This window comes from Nocardioides carbamazepini (assembly GCF_024614185.1).
In the GTDB taxonomy this organism is placed as follows: domain Bacteria; phylum Actinomycetota; class Actinomycetes; order Propionibacteriales; family Nocardioidaceae; genus Nocardioides; species Nocardioides carbamazepini.
In genome coordinates, this window is sequence record NZ_JAHTLF010000016.1 from 1,040,341 (window position 1) to 1,056,701 (window position 16,361).

Annotated in this window: 15 protein-coding genes; 11 read left to right on the forward strand and 4 right to left on the reverse strand. The window is 70.7% G+C overall.

Annotated elements, in window-relative coordinates; genetic code table 11:
• Nucleotide 1: 1 nt before the first annotated feature.
• The 8 genes from KVF89_RS17515 to KVF89_RS17550 all read left to right on the forward strand — a co-directional run bounded on the left by KVF89_RS17515 (nt 2) and on the right by KVF89_RS17550 (nt 7,661).
• Nucleotides 2-997, forward strand: a complete 996-nt coding sequence (locus KVF89_RS17515; RefSeq protein WP_257427369.1) for an NAD(P)-dependent oxidoreductase — start codon at nt 2-4, stop codon at nt 995-997.
• Complete coding sequence (locus tag KVF89_RS17520; protein WP_257427370.1) at nt 994-1,506, forward strand: DUF7700 domain-containing protein; 513 nt, start codon at nt 994-996, stop codon at nt 1,504-1,506. The genes KVF89_RS17515 and KVF89_RS17520 overlap by 4 nt, the downstream gene beginning before the upstream one ends.
• A 244-nt stretch (nt 1,507-1,750) precedes the next feature.
• Complete coding sequence (locus KVF89_RS17525; protein WP_257427371.1) at nt 1,751-3,361, forward strand: ABC transporter substrate-binding protein; 1,611 nt, start codon at nt 1,751-1,753, stop codon at nt 3,359-3,361.
• A gap of 30 nt (nt 3,362-3,391) precedes the next feature.
• A complete protein-coding gene (locus tag KVF89_RS17530) occupies nt 3,392-4,333 on the forward strand; it encodes an ABC transporter permease (RefSeq protein ID WP_257427372.1) in 942 nt (313 codons plus the stop codon).
• Nucleotides 4,330-5,214, forward strand: coding sequence for an ABC transporter permease (locus KVF89_RS17535; protein WP_257427373.1), 885 nt, complete (start codon nt 4,330-4,332; stop codon nt 5,212-5,214). The genes KVF89_RS17530 and KVF89_RS17535 overlap by 4 nt, the downstream gene beginning before the upstream one ends.
• Complete coding sequence (locus KVF89_RS17540) at nt 5,207-6,220, forward strand: ABC transporter ATP-binding protein (protein WP_257427374.1); 1,014 nt, start codon at nt 5,207-5,209, stop codon at nt 6,218-6,220. The genes KVF89_RS17535 and KVF89_RS17540 overlap by 8 nt, the downstream gene beginning before the upstream one ends.
• Entirely contained in the window at nt 6,217-7,023 is an 807-nt protein-coding gene (locus tag KVF89_RS17545; RefSeq protein ID WP_257427375.1) for an ATP-binding cassette domain-containing protein, read from the forward strand. Before KVF89_RS17540 ends, KVF89_RS17545 begins: the two co-directional genes overlap by 4 nt.
• Nucleotides 7,024-7,061: 38 nt before the next feature.
• Nucleotides 7,062-7,661: an HD domain-containing protein gene (locus KVF89_RS17550; RefSeq protein WP_257427376.1), complete on the forward strand. Its 600-nt coding sequence runs from the start codon at nt 7,062-7,064 to the stop codon at nt 7,659-7,661.
• Nucleotides 7,662-7,669: 8 nt separating this feature from the next.
• Here the strand turns inward: KVF89_RS17550 and KVF89_RS17555 are convergent, their stop codons facing one another.
• Nucleotides 7,670-8,482 (reverse strand): FadR/GntR family transcriptional regulator, encoded by an 813-nt coding sequence (locus KVF89_RS17555; RefSeq protein ID WP_257427377.1) that lies wholly within the window; start codon nt 8,480-8,482, stop codon nt 7,670-7,672.
• Between the two features lie 326 nt (nt 8,483-8,808).
• Here KVF89_RS17555 and KVF89_RS17560 point away from each other — a divergent pair, with 326 nt between their 5' ends.
• Together KVF89_RS17560 and KVF89_RS17565 are read left to right on the forward strand one after the other, a co-directional pair.
• On the forward strand, nt 8,809-9,651 hold the full coding sequence (locus KVF89_RS17560) for an alpha/beta fold hydrolase (RefSeq protein WP_257427378.1): 843 nt from the start codon (nt 8,809-8,811) through the stop codon (nt 9,649-9,651).
• Between the two features lie 48 nt (nt 9,652-9,699).
• Nucleotides 9,700-10,950 (forward strand): amidohydrolase family protein, encoded by a 1,251-nt coding sequence (locus tag KVF89_RS17565; RefSeq protein WP_257427379.1) that lies wholly within the window; start codon nt 9,700-9,702, stop codon nt 10,948-10,950.
• Nucleotides 10,951-10,997: 47 nt separating this feature from the next.
• Here KVF89_RS17565 and KVF89_RS17570 read toward each other — a convergent pair whose 3' ends face one another.
• From KVF89_RS17570 to KVF89_RS17580, 3 genes are all read right to left on the reverse strand, one after another.
• Nucleotides 10,998-13,130 (reverse strand): MMPL family transporter, encoded by a 2,133-nt coding sequence (locus KVF89_RS17570; protein ID WP_257427380.1) that lies wholly within the window; start codon nt 13,128-13,130, stop codon nt 10,998-11,000.
• A gap of 187 nt (nt 13,131-13,317) precedes the next feature.
• On the reverse strand, nt 13,318-14,466 hold the full coding sequence (locus tag KVF89_RS17575) for an acyl-CoA dehydrogenase family protein (RefSeq protein WP_257427381.1): 1,149 nt from the start codon (nt 14,464-14,466) through the stop codon (nt 13,318-13,320).
• The gene (locus KVF89_RS17580; RefSeq protein WP_257427382.1) at nt 14,466-15,512 is read right to left on the reverse strand and encodes an LLM class F420-dependent oxidoreductase; all 1,047 of its coding nucleotides are present in this window, start codon (nt 15,510-15,512) and stop codon (nt 14,466-14,468) included. The genes KVF89_RS17575 and KVF89_RS17580 overlap by 1 nt, the downstream gene beginning before the upstream one ends.
• Before the next feature lie 151 nt (nt 15,513-15,663).
• On the opposite strand from KVF89_RS17580, the gene npdG reads away from it, so the two are divergent.
• Nucleotides 15,664-16,356: an NADPH-dependent F420 reductase gene (gene npdG, locus KVF89_RS17585; RefSeq protein WP_257427383.1), complete on the forward strand. Its 693-nt coding sequence runs from the start codon at nt 15,664-15,666 to the stop codon at nt 16,354-16,356.
• The last annotated feature ends 5 nt before the right edge of the window (nt 16,357-16,361 follow it).

Below are 16,361 nucleotides of genomic sequence, written 5' to 3' on the forward strand. Positions count from 1 at the left end.
GGTGAGCGTCGCGCGTCCGCGCGTCGTGGTGGCCGAGGATCCCGGGCTGCTCGAGCCGGGGATCCGGGCGGCCCAGCTCGACCGCCTGGCCCGGGAGCTCCCGGGCTGGCAGGTCGACGACGCGGAGGCGGTCGGCCGCAGCGCCGCCTACCCCTGGGCGGACGTCCGCGCGCTGAGCTGCCTGACCCTTCCGGCGGTCGAACCAGGGCGGCTGACCGGCCTGAGGTACGTGCAGGCCGTCAGCACGGGCGTCGAGCACCTGCCGGTCGCGGAGCTGGCGGCGGCGGGCGTCCGGGTGTGCAATGCCGCGGGCACCGCGGCCGGCGAGATCGCCGAGTTCGTGCTGGCCCGGATCCTGGCGGACGCCAAGCGGCTGGCGCAGGCGCGAGGCGCGCAGGCCGAGCGGACGTGGCGGCCCGTCTACGGCGAGGGCCTGCGCGGTGCCGAGCTGCTGCTGGTCGGGTTCGGCGCGATCAACCGCGCGGTCGCCGACCTGGCAGGCGCCTTCGGCATGACCGTCCGCGTGGCCCGCCGGACGCCGGCCGGGCTCCTGCCGCCCGGCGTGGTCGAGCAGCGCGGGCTCGACGCCCTCGCCGACCTGCTGGCCGGCGCCCGCTACGTCGTCTGCGCGCTGCCCGGCGTACCGGACACCGCGCAGCTGCTCGACGCGTCGGCGATCGACGCGCTCGCCGACGGGGCGCTGCTGGTCAATGTCGGGCGCGGCAGCGTCCTCGACGAGACCGCGTTGGCGGCGGCCTGCGCGTCCGGCCGGATCCGGGCGGCGCTGGACGTCGTCGCCGTCGAGCCGCTGCCGCGGTCGAGTCCGCTGTGGGGTACGCCGGGCATCGCGATCTCGGCACACTGCGCCAGCGTCCCGGGGCGCGCGCTCGCCCGGGCCGGCGACCTCTTCGCCGCGAACCTGCGCCGTCTTCTCGACGGCGTGCCTCTCATCAACCAGGTCGCCGGTCCTGTCGGCGCAGTCGAGGAGCTCTCATGACGACGTCCCCCAGCGGTGTGGAGGCCTACCGGCTCGGCCGGACCTATGAGGTGATGCCGATCCCGATGGTGCCCGATCGCTGCGTCGAGGTGCCCGCGGGCGTGCTCACCTTCATCGTGGAGTCCCGCAACCTGTCCGACGAGGCGATCAACGCGAACGCCCTCGTCCGCGGTCGTCCGGACCAGACGGTGGAGACCGGCATCGACGACGGAGGTGCCTGCGTCCACGTCGTCGGCACGGCGGACGGGTTGGAGTGGCTGCGCTTCGACTGCTTCGACAACGAGCCCCACTACCACTACGTGCGCCATCGGGAGCAGGCCAACCAGGTGGTCCGGTTCGACCAGTTCGCCGAGGGCGACCCGCAGGCGTGGACCCTGGCGCGGCTGCGCGCGCATCTCCCGGCGATGCTGCGCTATGCCGGGGCGGCCGACCTCGCGGAGGCGGTGGCCGCGGCCGACCTGACGGCGGCGGTCGACGAGGTGGCGGCCGTGCTCGACCGGCTTGCCTGAATGATTTTTCTTTTGGAACTTTAGATAGAAATTTTCGGGCAATGTAGACCAGAGTGACCGGTACAAGGCGAAAAAACCTTTAAAAGATCCACTGGATCTGTTGCTTTCGCGATTCGAAAAGTCCTACTCTCGGGACGTGGCGCCCGTCACAGCGTGACGAGGCGCCGGCCGGGCCCGCGACCATTCCGGGGCGGTCATCGACGACCACTGCGCCGCGGCGCAGGACACACAGAAGGGTGGACACGTGACGCGCAGACTTGGAGTGAGCCGGGTGACGAGGCGGGCGAGGCGGGCGGCGCTGGCGGTCGCCACCGTCGGACTCCTGATGCCGCTGGCAGCGTGCGGCTCGGGCGCGACGAAGGACGCCGACGGCGGCGGCCCGACCGCGGATCCGTCGACGTACGACCGGGAGGCCACCATCAGGGTCGGCACGCCCTCCCCGTTCTCGGCCCTCGACCCGGCCAAGCAGGCCAACATCGGCGAGAACACCTACACCTTCCTGATCTACGACAGCTTGACCCAGATGGACGCGAGCTACCAGGTGCAGCCGATGCTCGCCACGTCGTGGGAGTTCGCCGCGGACGGGTCCAGCCTGACCCTGAAGCTCCGCGACGACGTCACCTTCAACGACGGCGCGCCGTTCGACGCCGAGGTCGTGAAGACGAACATCGAGCGCGGCAAGACGATGGAGGGCAGCAGCCTCGTCGCGGCGCTGGCGCCGATCGACCAGGTCGTGGTCGAAGATCCGCACACCGTCCGTCTCGACCTGGTGCCCGGTCTCGGCGCCGACCTGCCGGCCACCTTCGCTCTCAACGCCGGGATGATGGTCAGCCCCAAGGCGCTCGCCGAGCGGGCCGACGAGCTCGCCCTCGACCCCGGCACCGCCGGGTCCGGCCCCTATGTCCCGGTGGAGGTCAAGACCGGCGAGCAGGTGACCTTCGAGCGCAGCGACGACTACTGGAACGAGGACACGGCGTACGCCGCCACGCTGGTCGTCCGCACGGTGGCCGACCAGGCCGCCCGCCTCAACGGCGTGCAGACCGGCGCCCTCGACGTGGCCCAGATCTCCGGGTCCGCGCCCGTCCAGGAGGCGCTCGCCCTGGTGGAGCGGGGAGCCGTGCAGGGCGACAAGATCGCCCAGATCACTCCGGTGGTCCTGATGGTCAACGCCGAGCGCGGTGACCTGGCCAAGCCCGAGGTGCGCGAGGCGATCGGCCTCGCGGTCAACCGCACCGAGATCGTCGAGGGCCTGTTCTCCGGCAACGCGAGCCCCGCGACCCAGTTCTACCCGGAGGACTACTGGGCGGCCGATCCCGACCTTGCCGCCCCGGAGCTCGACATCGATGCCGCCAAGGCGCTCGTGGAGCAGGCCGGTGGCGCCGAGATCACCATCGCCGCGGCCACCGGAAGCACGGCCGAGCCCGTGGCCCAGGCGCTGCAGACCCAGCTCGGGGCGGTCGGGATCGAGGTCGACCTGCAGTCCATCCCGTTCGCGCAGATCGACGAGATGTACCGGCGCGGCGAGCTCGACGCCCAGGTCGTCAACGCCTCCCCGGCCCCCGACCCCGCCTCGACCCTCACCTACTACGTGACCGACGGCTTCGCCGCGGCGCGTGGCTTCGGCGACGTCCTCGGCACGCTGCCGGCCGAGGCCGCCGACCCGACGAAGTCCCTCGACGAACGGGCGGCGAAGTACCAGGAGATCTGGAAGGTGATGGCGGACAACGACATGTGGACGCCGATCGTGCGCAGCGAGCAGGTCTGGGTCCGCTCGGACAAGATCGCCAACGTCCCGAACCTGCCGTGGGTGCGCAGCGGCTTCCCGAGCTACCGCGACATCGCGATGGTCAAGTGATCGGGCTCGCGTCGAGGAGTTGAGTCGCCGATGACCCGTTATGCCCTGCGCCGGCTCGCTGTCGCGCTGCCGATCCTGGTGGCGGTGACCTTCTGCGTGTTCGTGCTCGTCGACCTCGCGCCCGGCGACCCCGCTGCGGCGATCGCCGGCGAGCACCCCACGGCGGAGCGGATCGCCGAGATCCGGGCGAGCCTCGGCCTCGACGAGCCCCTGCTCCAGCGGTACGGCTCATGGCTGCTCGACGCGCTCCAGGCCAACCTGGGCTCGTCCCTGGCCAACGGGCAGGCGGTCACCGATGCCATCGGTGACCGCCTGCCGGCGACGCTCTCCCTCGTCGTGGTCGCCATGCTCATCACCCTGGTCGTCGGGCTGGCGGCCGGCCTGGTCGCCGCTCTCCAGCACGGCCGGGCGGCGGACCGGGCGATCACGGCGATGGCGTCGGCGGCCATCGCGCTCCCGCCGTTCTGGGTGGCCCTGGTCCTGGTCATGCTGTTCTCGGTGCAGGCGCGGTGGCTGCCCGCCATCGGCTACCAGCCGCTCTCGGCGGGCCTGTGGCCGTGGCTGTCCCACCTGATCCTGCCGGCGGCGGCCCTGTCACTGCTGCCGATGGCCGAGGTCGCCCTGCAGTTCCGCCAGGCGATGGTCACGGTGCTGCGGCAGGACTACATCACCAACGCCGAGGCGCGCGGCCTGACCCGGCCCCGGGTGCTCGGCAAGCATGCCGCGAAGAACGCCGCCGTCCCGGTCACCACCGTCTTCGCCTACCGCTTCGCCCAGGTGCTCGGCGGGACCGTGGCGATCGAGAGCGTCTTCGACCTCCCGGGCATCGGCCGGCTCGCCGTGACCAGTGTGCTCAACCGCGACATCCCGGTGCTGCTGGGGCTGGTCGCGTTCACCACGCTGATCGTCCTGGTCATCAACCTCCTGGTCGACATCTCCTACGGCTACTTCAACCCCAAGGTCCGCACATGAGCCAGACGTCAGCGCCGTCGCGGCCGCGCTCCGGGAGGCTGGGGCGGGCGTCCGCGGTCGCCCGCCGGGAGCCGCTGGCGACCTTCGCCCTCCTCTATCTGATCCTGATCGTCCTGGGTGCGGTGCTGGCACCGCTCCTCGCGACGCACGATCCTGACGCCCAGCAGCTGATGCAGCGCTTCCAGCCCTGGTCGGGCGAGCATTGGTTCGGCACCGACGACTACGGCAGGGACGTGTTCAGCCGGCTCGTCTACGGCTCGCGGGTCACCCTCCAGGCCGCCCTGGTGGCGGTGGGGGTGAGTGTGCTGATCGGCGTCCCCGCGGGCCTGCTGGCCGGGTTCCGCCGCGGCTTCCTCGATGCCGCGCTGTCGCGCGTGTTCGACGGCCTGATGAGCATCCCCGGGCTGATCCTCGCGCTCACCATCGTCGCGGTCCTGGGGCCGGGGCTGACCAAGGCGATGACCGCAGTGGGGCTGATCTTCGCTCCGCAGTTCTTCCGGGTCACCCGTGCGGCGACCCACGAGGTCATGGGGGAGACCTATATCGAGTCGTCGATCGCCATCGGCTGCGCACCGGCCCGGGTCGTCCTGCGGCACGTGCTGCCCAACGTGGTCCCGGCGATCCTGGTCCAGGTCTCGGTCGCGCTCGGCGTCGCGGTCAGTGCCGAGGCCAGCCTGAGCTTCCTGGGGCTGGGCGTCGAGGCGCCCACGGCGAGCTGGGGGTCGATGCTGAGCACGGCGGCCCAGACGATGACGCTGGCGCCCAACCTGGTCTGGCTGCCGGGGCTCCTCATCTTCACCGTCGTCTTGTCCTTCACCCTGCTGGGTGAGGGGATCCGCAGGTCGCTCGCCGCGACCGGAAGGAAGGCCGTCGATGAGTGATGCGACCCAGCCCGCTCCGCCGCTGCTCGAGGTGGAGGGCCTGACCGTGGAGTACCGCACCGGGAGAGCCTGGACGCGGGTGGTCGAGGATGTCAGCTTCACCCTCGACCGTGGTGAGACCCTCGCCCTGGTGGGCGAGTCGGGCTCGGGGAAGACCGTGTCCGCGACGGCCGTCCTGGGACTCGTCGGGCGCAAGGGCGGCCGGATCGCCGCAGGCTCGATCCGGTTCCGGGGACGCGAGCTCGTCGGCCTGCCCGAGCGCGAGCTCCGGCGCCTGCGGGGCCGTGAGGTCGCGATGATCTTCCAGAACCCCATGCGCAGCCTCAACCCGGCGTACACCGCCGGCGAGCAGGTGGCCGAGGTGGCCCGGGTGCACCTCGGCATGGGCCGCCGGGACGCCTGGCGGAAGGCGGTCGAGATGCTCGACGCCGTGGGGATCCCCGATCCGGAGCGACGCAGCCGGGACTACCCGCACCAGTTCAGCGGCGGCATGGCGCAGCGGCTGGCCATCGCCGCGGCGCTGTGCGGCAGCCCCTCCCTGCTGATCGCGGACGAGCCCACGACCGCCCTCGACGTCACCGTGCAGGCCCGGGTCCTGGAGCTGCTGCGCGACATCCAGCAGCAGACCGAGCTCGCTGTGCTGTTCATCAGCCACGACCTCGGCGTCGTGGCGGAGGTCGCGGACCGCGTCGCCGTGATGTACGCCGGCGAGGTCGTCGAGCACGGCGCGATCGAGGAGCTCTTCCTCGTCCCGCGTCATCCCTACACCGAGGGACTGCTGGGCTCCATCCCCGTCCTGGGAAGCGGCGAGCCACTGCGGTCGATCCAGGGCACCATCCCGCCCGCCGGGTCGCACGGAGCGGAGTGCCGCTTCGCGCCGCGGTGCGCGCATGCGCAGCCGGTCGCCTGCGCCGTGGGCCATCCGGGCCTGTCGGTGGTCGGCGCCGGACGAGACGTCCGGTGCCACCGGGCGACGGACCTGCACCTGGAGGGGATCGCGCGATGACGACGCTGCTCGAGGTCCGCGACCTCGGCAAGACCTTCGCCCGCAGCCGACGGCTGGTCGGACGCCCGGAACCCATCCAGCCGGCCGTCGACGGCGTCTCCTTCACCGTGACCAAGGGCCGCTCGCTCGCCGTGGTCGGCGAGTCGGGCGCCGGCAAGTCGACGGTCGGCCGCCTGGTGCTCCGGCTGATCGAGCCGGACCGGGGGACGATCACCTTCGACGGGATCGACCTCCGCCGGCAGTCCGCGGCGCGGATGCGCGAGCTGCGGCGGCGCATGCAGATGGTGTTCCAGGATCCCTACAGCTGCCTCAACCCCCGGATGACCATCGCCGACTCGGTCGCCGAGCCACTGGTCGTCCACGGCCTGGGGTCGGCCGACGAGCGCGCGCGTCGCGCCTCCGAGATGCTGGACCGGGTCGGGCTGACCGCGCGCTTCGGTCGCCGGCACCCCTCCGAGCTCTCGGGTGGACAGCTGCAGCGGGTGGCGATCGCGCGGGCGCTGATCGTCGAGCCCGACTTCATGGTCTGCGACGAGCCGACCGCCGCGCTGGACGTCTCCGTCCAGGCCCAAGTGCTGGAGCTCCTGGCGTCGATGCAGCGCGAGCTCGGGCTGGCCCTGCTCTTCATCACCCATCACCTCGCGCTCGTGGAGGTGATCGCGGACGAGGTCCTCGTGATGAGGAGCGGCCGTGTCGTGGAGCAGGGACCGGTGGCACAGGTGCTGCGCGATCCCGCCGAGGCCTACACGCGCGACCTGCTGGCCTCCGTACCGACGCCGGTGCCCCGGGCACTGCGCGGATGACCGACTCACCCACCGAAGAGACGAACGAAGGAGCCGACATGACCATCGACGTGGTCAGCTTCACCACGATGGACGACGCGACCCCCGAGGAGATCAAGCTGATCGCCCGGGAGGCGGCGCGGCACCGCAAGGAGAACCTGGTGCCCAACCTGGTGAAGCAGCTCGAGGCGATGCAGGGCCATACCTACGGCTACCGGGTCGATCGCTACACCCACTCCCTGCAGAGCGCCACCCGAGCGTACCGCGAGGGAGCGCGGATCGACCTGGTCGTCGCGGCCCTGCTGCACGACATCGGGGACGACCTGTCGCCCGACAACCACAGCGAGGTGGCGGCCGCCATCCTGCGGCCGTTCCTCGACGAGGAGTCCGTCTGGGTCGTCAAGCACCACGGCGTCTTCCAGACCTACCACTACGGCGCGGCGATGGGGATCCCGACCGACAGCCGGGAGCGCTACCGTGACTCGCCGTACTTCGACACCTGCGCGCACTTCTGCGCCGCCTGGGACGCACCGTCCTTCGACCCCGACTACGACACGCTGCCGCTGAGCACCTTCCTGCCGATGCTGCAGGAGGTCTTCTCCCGCGAGCCCCACGCATGGGGCGACCCGGCGATCGAGGGGAGCGGTCCCGCCGACTGAGCGCGAGCTCAGGAGGACGCGGCGATGAAGCGGGAGCGCACGGAGGCCGGGGAGACCAGGACCCCGCCGTCCTGGGCGCTCGGGTAGTTCTGCGACACCTCGAGGTGGCGCAGCGACGTCGCCCGGGCCGCGGCGGCGTCGCCGGCCGCGATCTGGTCGATCAGGACGCGGTGCTCCTCGAGCGCGTGCATCCGCTGGTCCCGGGGGATGGCCGACGTGTCTCCGTCGCGGCTCGCCCAGGCCGACTCGTGCGAGCTCCACAGGGACTCCAGCGCGCCGGCCAGGACCGAGAGGGAGTGGTTGCCGCACAGGTCGACGATCGCCTCGTGGAACAGGCGCGACAGCGCGGTGACCTCGACGAGGTTGTCGACGACCTTGACGCTGCGCTCGTGCAGGCGCAGGAGGACCGGCACCACCTCGCGGTCGCGGTCCTCGCGCAGGGCACAGGCCTCCGCACACGCGGGCTCGACGGCCCGGATGGCGGCGGCCACGTCGGTCACGTCGACCCGGCGGCCGGACAGCACCATGCCGAGGCTGTAGGCGACGTGCTCGGCGTCGGGCCGGTGCACGACCGCTCCTCCGATCGCGCCGCGGCGCACGGTGATGAGACCCTCGGCCTCCAGTACGCGCACCGCCTCGCGGAAGGTGGGCTTGCTGACGCCGTAGTGCAGGCGCAGGGTCTCCTCGACCGCGAGCTCGGTGGCGTCGGACAGGTCGCCGACGAGGAGCCGGGTGCGGAGGTCGTCGGCGATCTGCTCGGCCAGGCGGGCGAAGCGGACGCCCCCGGGGCGGCCGGGACCACCGGAGCCGGCCGGGCTCACGGCGTCGCCTCCTCGAACCGGTCCCGCTGCCGGGGGGCGGTGGTCTCCAGGGATCTGGGGAAGGCGATCTGCGGTGCGGGAAGCATCTAGCCCCTTCTCGACGTCTAATGTTATGGAAGATCTACATGAGGTAGGTGGCTTCTGGCAAGGCTGAACCGCGGGCATTTCCGAGGAATGATGATCGGATCGGCGGCTTCGGCGTCGGGCCGTGGACCTGCGGGGCGAATTATCTTCATAAAGATCTTGATCTAGGCGCCGCGGCTCTCTAGGTTGTGTCTGTCGCCACATCGAGGTGCGGGCTGGTCCCGCGGAGACGGAGAAGGAACGTGAAGAGCCAGGTCGCGAGCGGTCCGCTCGCCGAGGTCCGCGCCACCTCCGGCGGCCTCGGGGGATGGGAGGCGGGCGAGGGCCCGGCACTCGTGCTGCTGCACGGCTTCGCTCCCGGGGCCGATGCGCGCAGCGAGTTCGCCGGTCAGGTCGAGGCGTTCGCGCGCGGTCGCCGGGTGCTCCTGCTGGACCTGCCCGGCTTCGGTGCGTCGGCGGAGCTCCCCATCGCCGACGACTACACCGGGGACGCGGTCCAGCGGCTGCGGCTCACGCTGCGCTCGCTCGGCGTCGATCGTGCCGACGTGCTCGGCCACTCGCTCGGCGGATGGGTGGCACTGCGGGCCGCGCTCGACGCGCCCGACCTGGTCGACCGCCTCGTCCTGGCCGCGCCAGGCACGCTCGTCGTCGGCGACGACGGGTTCCGCGGCAGCGAGGGCGTCCGCAAGCTGGCCGCCTTCCTCGCCCGGCCGACCGCGATCACCATGCTGGAGTGGCTGGAGACGCAGTTCGCGGACGCCGGGGCCATCACCGACGCGCTGGTCGAGACCGAGCTCGCCCGAGCGGCGCAGCCGGGCGCGATCGCGCGCCTGCGCGCGGTGCGCCGCAGCTTCGAGGCGGCCGAGAGCGATCCGCCGTTGTGGAGTCAGTCGCGCCGGGTCCGCCAGCGCGCGCTGCTCCTGTGGGGCCGCGAGAACGCGGACTTCCCGCTCGACAGCATCCTGCACGGTGCCCGTCGCGTCCCTCACGGCGACCTGCACGTGATGGCGGGCTGCGCGCAGCGCGCCCACCAGGAGGACCCCGACAGGTTCAACCAGCTGGTCGGCCAGTTCCTGGCCGGCTGAAGCCGGGGCCGCCGCCCCGCACCAACCGATCAACCAGAGAGGTCAGGCATGGCAAGCATCGAAGAGCTCACGAAGGACACGAGCTTCACCAACGCGGTGAAGGGCAAGGTCACCTTCCTGCCGGAGCCGGACAGGGCCGACCGCCGGTTCCCGATGATCTCGGTCGACGACCACATGGTCGAGCCGCCCGACACCTTCGAGGGCCGGATGCCGGCCAAGTTCGCCGAGCAGGCTCCCCGGGTGGTGGACAAGGACGGCGCCGACGTCTGGGTGTACGACGGCAAGGAGCTGCCCAATGTCGGCTTCAACGCCGTGGTGGGCAGGCCGATCGACGAGTGGAGCTTCGAGCCCGCGCGCTTCACGGACATGCGGCGGGGCGCCTGGGACATCGACCACCGGATCAAGGACATGGATCTGTCCGGCGTCTACGCGTCGCTGTGCTTCCCGTCCTTCCTCGCCGGCTTCGGCGGCGTCCGCCTGCAGCAGACGACCAAGGACCCCGAGCTCGCTCTCGCGGCCGTGCGCGCCTGGAACCAGTGGAACATCGAGGCCTGGTCGGGCGCCTACCCGGACCGGATGATCCCGTGCCAGCTGCCCTTCATGCTCGACCCGGAGATCGGCGCGCAGGAGATCTACAAGAACGCCGAGCGGGGCTTCAAGGCCGTCACGTTCTCCGAAGCCCCGCACCTGCAGGGGTTCCCCTCGATGCACAGCGGGCACTGGGACCCGATCATGCGCGCGTGCGCGGAGACGGGGACGGTCGTCAACCTCCACATCGGCTCGTCCGGGACCTCGCCCTCGACGTCCGCGGACGCCCCGCCGGACGTGGTCGGGGTGCTGTTCTTCGCCTACGCGATCCACGCCACCGTCGACTGGCTCTACTCGCGTCTCCCTGTCCGCTTCCCGGACCTCAAGATCTGCATGTCCGAGGGCGGCATCGGGTGGGTGCCGGCCCTGCTCGACCGCCTCGACCACATGTCGACCTACCACGAGATGTACGGCACCTGGGACGGTATCGACCTGACGCCCGCCGACGTGCTCCAGCGCAACTTCTACTTCTGCGCGGTCGAGGATCCGTCGTCCTTCCCCCTCATCGACCGGATCGGCGTCGACCACGTCATGGTGGAGGAGGACTACCCGCACTCCGACTCGCTGTGGCCCCGGACGCAGGCGGTCGTCGCCGACTCGGTTCACGGACTTCCCGCCGAGCAGATCCGCAAGATCACCTGGGAGAACGCCTCGCGGCTCTACCGGCACCCCGTGCCGGAGTCCGTGATCGCGGACCCCAACTCGTTCTGAGCGGGATCGACCGCCGCCGGCGCAGCCCGGCGGCGGTCGATCGGTCGCTAGAGGGCGGGGACCTTCGCCTCCTCCGCTGCCGGCGGCTCGCCGACCGCGGTGCTCCCGCGATCCAGCTTGCTCGGCCACCAGATCCGGCCGCCCAGATCGAGGTTGATGGCGGTGACCAGGACCGATCGGACGATCATCGTGTCGAGCAGGACGCCCAGCGCGACCGTCGTACCCAGCTGCAGGGTGAACGTCATCGGCATCGTCCCGAGCATCGCGAAGGTCGCCGCCAGCACCAGCCCGGCCGAGGTGATGACACCTCCGGTCGAGGACAGCGCGATCAGCGAGCCCGGCCGGGTGCCGCGGATCGCGGCCTCCTCCCGGACCCGGGTCATCAAGAAGATGTTGTAGTCGATGCCCAGGGCGACGAGGAACACGAAGGCGAACAGGGGGAAGCCCGGATCGGTGTGCCCACGGTCGTAGATCAGGTCGAAGACCAGCCCGGAGATGCCGAGTGCCGCTCCGAACGACAGGATCACGGTGCCGACCAGGATGACCGGCGACAGCACCGAGCGGAGCAGTCCGATCAGGATCAGCAGCACGGCGCCCAGGACGATCGGGATGATCACCTTGTTGTCCCGGGCCGACGCCTCCATGACGTCGACGGTGACGGCCGACATGCCTGTGGTCAGGGCATCGGCGCCCGGTACGCCGTGGACCGCCTCCCGGACGTCGTGGACCGCGTCGAAGGCGGCGTCGGAGTAGGGGTCGCTGCGGAGGTCCGCGACGATCAGGGCGGTGCCGTCGATGGTGGCGACCTGGACCGGCGTGGCGATCCCGTCGACACGAGACATCGCGGTGATCACCTGGTCTGCCTGGTCGGACTTCGCGACGACCTGGATCGGCGTGCTCGCGTCGACCAGGCCGTGCTCGACGAGGATCGCCTGCCCGGTGACCGAGTCCTGGTCCTGGGTGTACTGCTCATCGCTCGGGATGCCACCGGTGTCGAGGCGGAGGAACCCGAGGCAGAGGACGGCGAGCGCCGCGGCGGTGCCGACCCAGACGATCCGCGGCCGCGGGGCGATGCCCCGTCCGACGCGGGCCCACAGGCCGGAGGCCGTCGGCTCACTGCTGCCGAAGTGCGGCACGAACGGCCAGAACACCCAGCGCCCGCAGATCACCAGGAGCGCCGGGAGCAGGGTGACCATGACGACGAAGGTGACCGCCACGCCGACCGCGTTGGCCGGGCCCATGCCGGCGGTCGAGTTGAGGTCGGCGAACATCAGGCACAGCAGGCCGACGACGACGGTCGCCGCGCTGGCCAGGATCGCCGGAGCGGCGCGGTGGAGCGCGAACGCCATCGCCTCGTGCCGATCCTCGTGGCGGCGCAGCTCCTCGCGGTAGCGGGCGACCAGGAGCAGGGCGTAGTCGGTGCCCGCGCCGATCACCAGCACGGTGAGGATGAACTGAGTCTGTCCGTTGACGGTGAGGCCGGTGTGCTTGGCGAGGAAGTAGAGCAGGCCCATCGACGCACCGAGCCCGACGACCGCGCTGATGATCGGCAGCAGCCACAGGACCGGGCTGCGGTAGGTCACCAGCAGGATCAGGATGACGACGCCCAGCGTGATCAGCAGCAGGTTGCTGTCGCCCGAGGAGAAGATCGTCGCGGCGTCGGCGCTCTGGCCACCGGCGCCCGCGAGATAGGAATCGACGCCGTCGATCGCGATGATCTTGTCGATCTCGGGCTTGAGGTCCGGCAGCTCCTCCCAGAGCTTGTCGCCGAAGTTGAGCGTGAACTCGAGCTTGGCGACCTGTCCGTCCGAGGAGACGAACGGGACCGGTACGCCGGCCGCCCCTGCCCCCTCGGGCGTGACCACGTCGCTGACGCCGTCGAGCCTCGCGATCTCGACGGCGTCGTCCTCGATGGCCGCGAGGTCGGTGCCGGTGAGACCGGACGCGCGGTGGTAGACGACGGTCGTGCCGACGTCGTAGGGGTCCTGGAAGGCCTCGAGCTTCTCGAACGCCTTGGTCGACTCGGCGCTCTCGGGCAGCCAGGACTCGGTCTCGTTGTTCTGGACGTCGATCAGCTTCCCGGCGAACGAGCCGAGACCGCCGGCGATCAGGACGACCGCGACGAGGACGATCCACTTGGTGACGGGGCCGGTCAGCGTGCCGGCGATCTGACGGTGCATGGTGGTCACACTTCTCCGGTGGGTGGGACGGACGGCATCGGGATTCCTCCGGGTCTGACCCTGAGATCGCCCCTGATTCATCGCGGAGCGGGAACTCTTTGCCGACAACGGAAGTCTGCGCCGACCACCAGACACACGACGACCCCGAAATGTGACATTCCGGGGTCGTCGTACGGATGTGCAGAGGTCAGAGGCCGAGGAACCGCCCGATGATCTCCTTCTGGATCTCGGTCGTGCCGCCGTAGATCGTCTGGATGCGGGTGTCCGCGTAGGCCCGCGCGATGGGGTACTCCATCATGTAGCCGTAGCCGCCGTGCATCTGGACGCCCTGGTCGACGATCTTCTTCTGCAGCTCGGTGGTCCACCACTTCGCCATCGACGCCAGTGCGGTGTCGACCTCGCCCTTGTTGAGCTGCTCGATGCAGTGGTTGACGAACACCCGGGCGATGTAGGCCTCGGTCGCCATCTCGGCGAGCGTGAAGCGGGTGTTCTGGAACTTGCCGATCGGCTTGCCGAACGCCTCACGGCCCTTGACGTAGTCGAGGGTGAGGTCGAGGACGTGCTCGATGGCCGCGATCGCGATGCAGGCGATCGAGACCCGCTCCTGCGGCAGGTTCTGCATCAGGTAGACGAAGCCCTGGCCCTCCTCGCCGAGCAGGTTGGCCTTCGGCACGATCACGTTGTCGAAGCTGAGCTCGGCGGTGTCCTGCGCCTTGAGACCGAGCTTGTCGAGGTTGGCACCGCGGGTGAAGCCCGCCATGCCCTCCTCGACCACGAGCAGGCTGATGCCGTGGGCGCCGGCCTCCGGGTTGGTCTTCGCGACGACGATGACGAGGTCGGACAGGATGCCGTTGCTGATGAAGGTCTTCGAGCCGTTGAGGACGTAGTGATCGCCCTTGTCGACGGCGGTGGTGCGGATGCCCTGGAGGTCGGAGCCGGCGCCGGGCTCGGTCATCGCGATGGCGGTGATGGTCTCGCCGGTGACGGTTCCGGGCAGCCAGCGCGCCTTCTGCTCGTCGTTCGCGATCGAGATCAGGTAGGGGACGATGATGTCGGTGTGGACGGCGAAGCCGGGACCGCTCGCGCCGGCGCGGGCGCACTCCTCGGCGACGACCGCGTTGTAGCGGAAGTCCTTGATGCCGAGCCCGCCGTACTCCTCGGGCACCTCGAAGCTGAGGATGCCCGCCTCACCGGCCTTGCGCCACACCTCGCGGCTGACGATGCCGTCCTTCTCCCACTGCGCGTGGAAGGGGACGACCTCACGCTCCATGAAGGCGCGCACGGTCCGGCGGAAGTCCTCGTGCTCGGTCTCGTAGATGCTGGGGCGCTCGGGCATCAGCTCACCCACTCCTTCAAGGTTGCGATGGTCGCGGCGGCGGCAGCACCGTCGGGACTCGCGGGGGCGACGGACAGGTTGGTCACGCCGGACTCGCGGAAGGCGGCGATCCGCTCCTGGACGTACGACGCCGGGCCGACCAGGTTGCCGGCCTCGAGCCACTCGAGCGGGACCAGCGCCTCGGCCTCCTTCTTCTTGCCGGAGAGGTAGAGGTCCTGGATCTCCTTGGCCTCCTTCTCGAAGCCGTACTCACAGGCCAGCTGGTTGTAGAAGTTCTTGTCGCGTGCGCCCATGCCGCCGACGTACAGGGCGTAGAGGGGGCGCATGAAGTCGAGCAGAGCCTTGGTCTCGGGGCCCTCGCCGATCGCGGCCATGCCGCCCGCGGAGATCTCGAGCGGCCTGAGGTCGGCCGAGCGCTTCGCCGCGCCGCGGGCCAGGGCGTCGCCCCAGACCTCCTGGGCCTTCTCGGGGTAGTAGAGGAAGGGCAGCCAGCCGTCGGCGACCTCGGCGGTCATCGCCACGTTCTTGTCGCCCAGCGCCGCGACCCAGATCGGCAGGTCGGCACGCTCGGGGCGGTTGAGCAGCTTGAGCGGCTTGCCGAGCCCCAGCCCCTGCTCCTCGGGGAGGGGCACCTGGACGGTCTTGCCCTGGTAGTCGAGCCGCTCGCCGCGCAGACCCATCCGGAGCACCTCGATCACCTCGCGGGTGCGGGTCAGCGGACGATCGTAGGGGAGGCCGTGGAAGCCCTCGATGACCTGGGGGCCGGAGGCGCCGAGGCCGAGGACCGCGCGTCCACCGGAGACGTTGTCGAGACCGGCGGCGGTCTGCAGCAGTGCGCCCGGGGTGCGGGAGTACACGTTGAGGATGCCGGCACCGATCTCGACGGTCTCGGTCTTCGCGGCGAGGTACCCCATCAGTGTGGGGGCGTCGAACCCGTAGGGCTCGGCGACCCAGATCGTGTCGAGTCCGGCCTTCTCCAGGGCGACGACCTGGTCGGCCGACGCACGTGGGTTGCCCGCGTAGACGAGGGGCATCGACAGCTTCATGAAAGTCCCTTCCGGCCTCCCGGCCATGGTGATGGCGGTCGGCGAACCATCGCCGACCGCACAACCGTGACAGTAATACTGTCACAATCCCCGTGGCTGCGGGGATGAGACCCGTCCCGGCGCGGTGCGTCGCCGTGATAGGAGGTGGGGTGTGAATTCTGAGACCTCACCCCACCGCTACACCGTCGCCGTCATCGGCGGCACCGGACCGCAGGGCAAGGGCCTGGGCTACCGCTTCGCCCGCCATGGCCACGACATCGTCCTCGGCTCCCGCGCAGCCGAGAAGGCCGAGGCCGTCGCCGCCGAGGTGACCGAGCGCCTCGCCTCGGTCGAGGGTGCCGGCACCGCCCGCGGCGCCGCCAACGCCGACGCCATCGCCGCGGCCGATGTCGTCCTCCTCGCCGTCCCCTACGACGGCCACGACGAGCTGGTCGCGTCCCTGGCGGCCGGCCTGGCGGGCAAGACCGTCATCTCGTGCGTCAACCCGCTGGCCTTCGACAAGCGCGGCGCCCACGGCCAGGTCATCAACGGCGGCGAGGGCTCCGCCGCCGAGTCCGCCGCCGAGATCGCCCCGGACGCCACCGTGGTCGGCGCCTTCCACAACGTCGCCGCTCCTGCCCTGTGGGGCGAGGACGACTTCCTCGACGAGGACGTCATCGTGGTCGGCGACTCGGCCGAGGGCAAGCAGGTCGCCATCGACCTCGCCGCCTCCGTCACCGGCCGGCCCGGCATCGACGGCGGCAAGCTGCGGCTCGCCCGGGTCCTCGAGCCCTTCACGGCCGTGCTGATCTCGATCAACCGGAAGTACAAGACCCACTCGGGCATCCGGGTCACGGGCGTCTAGACACG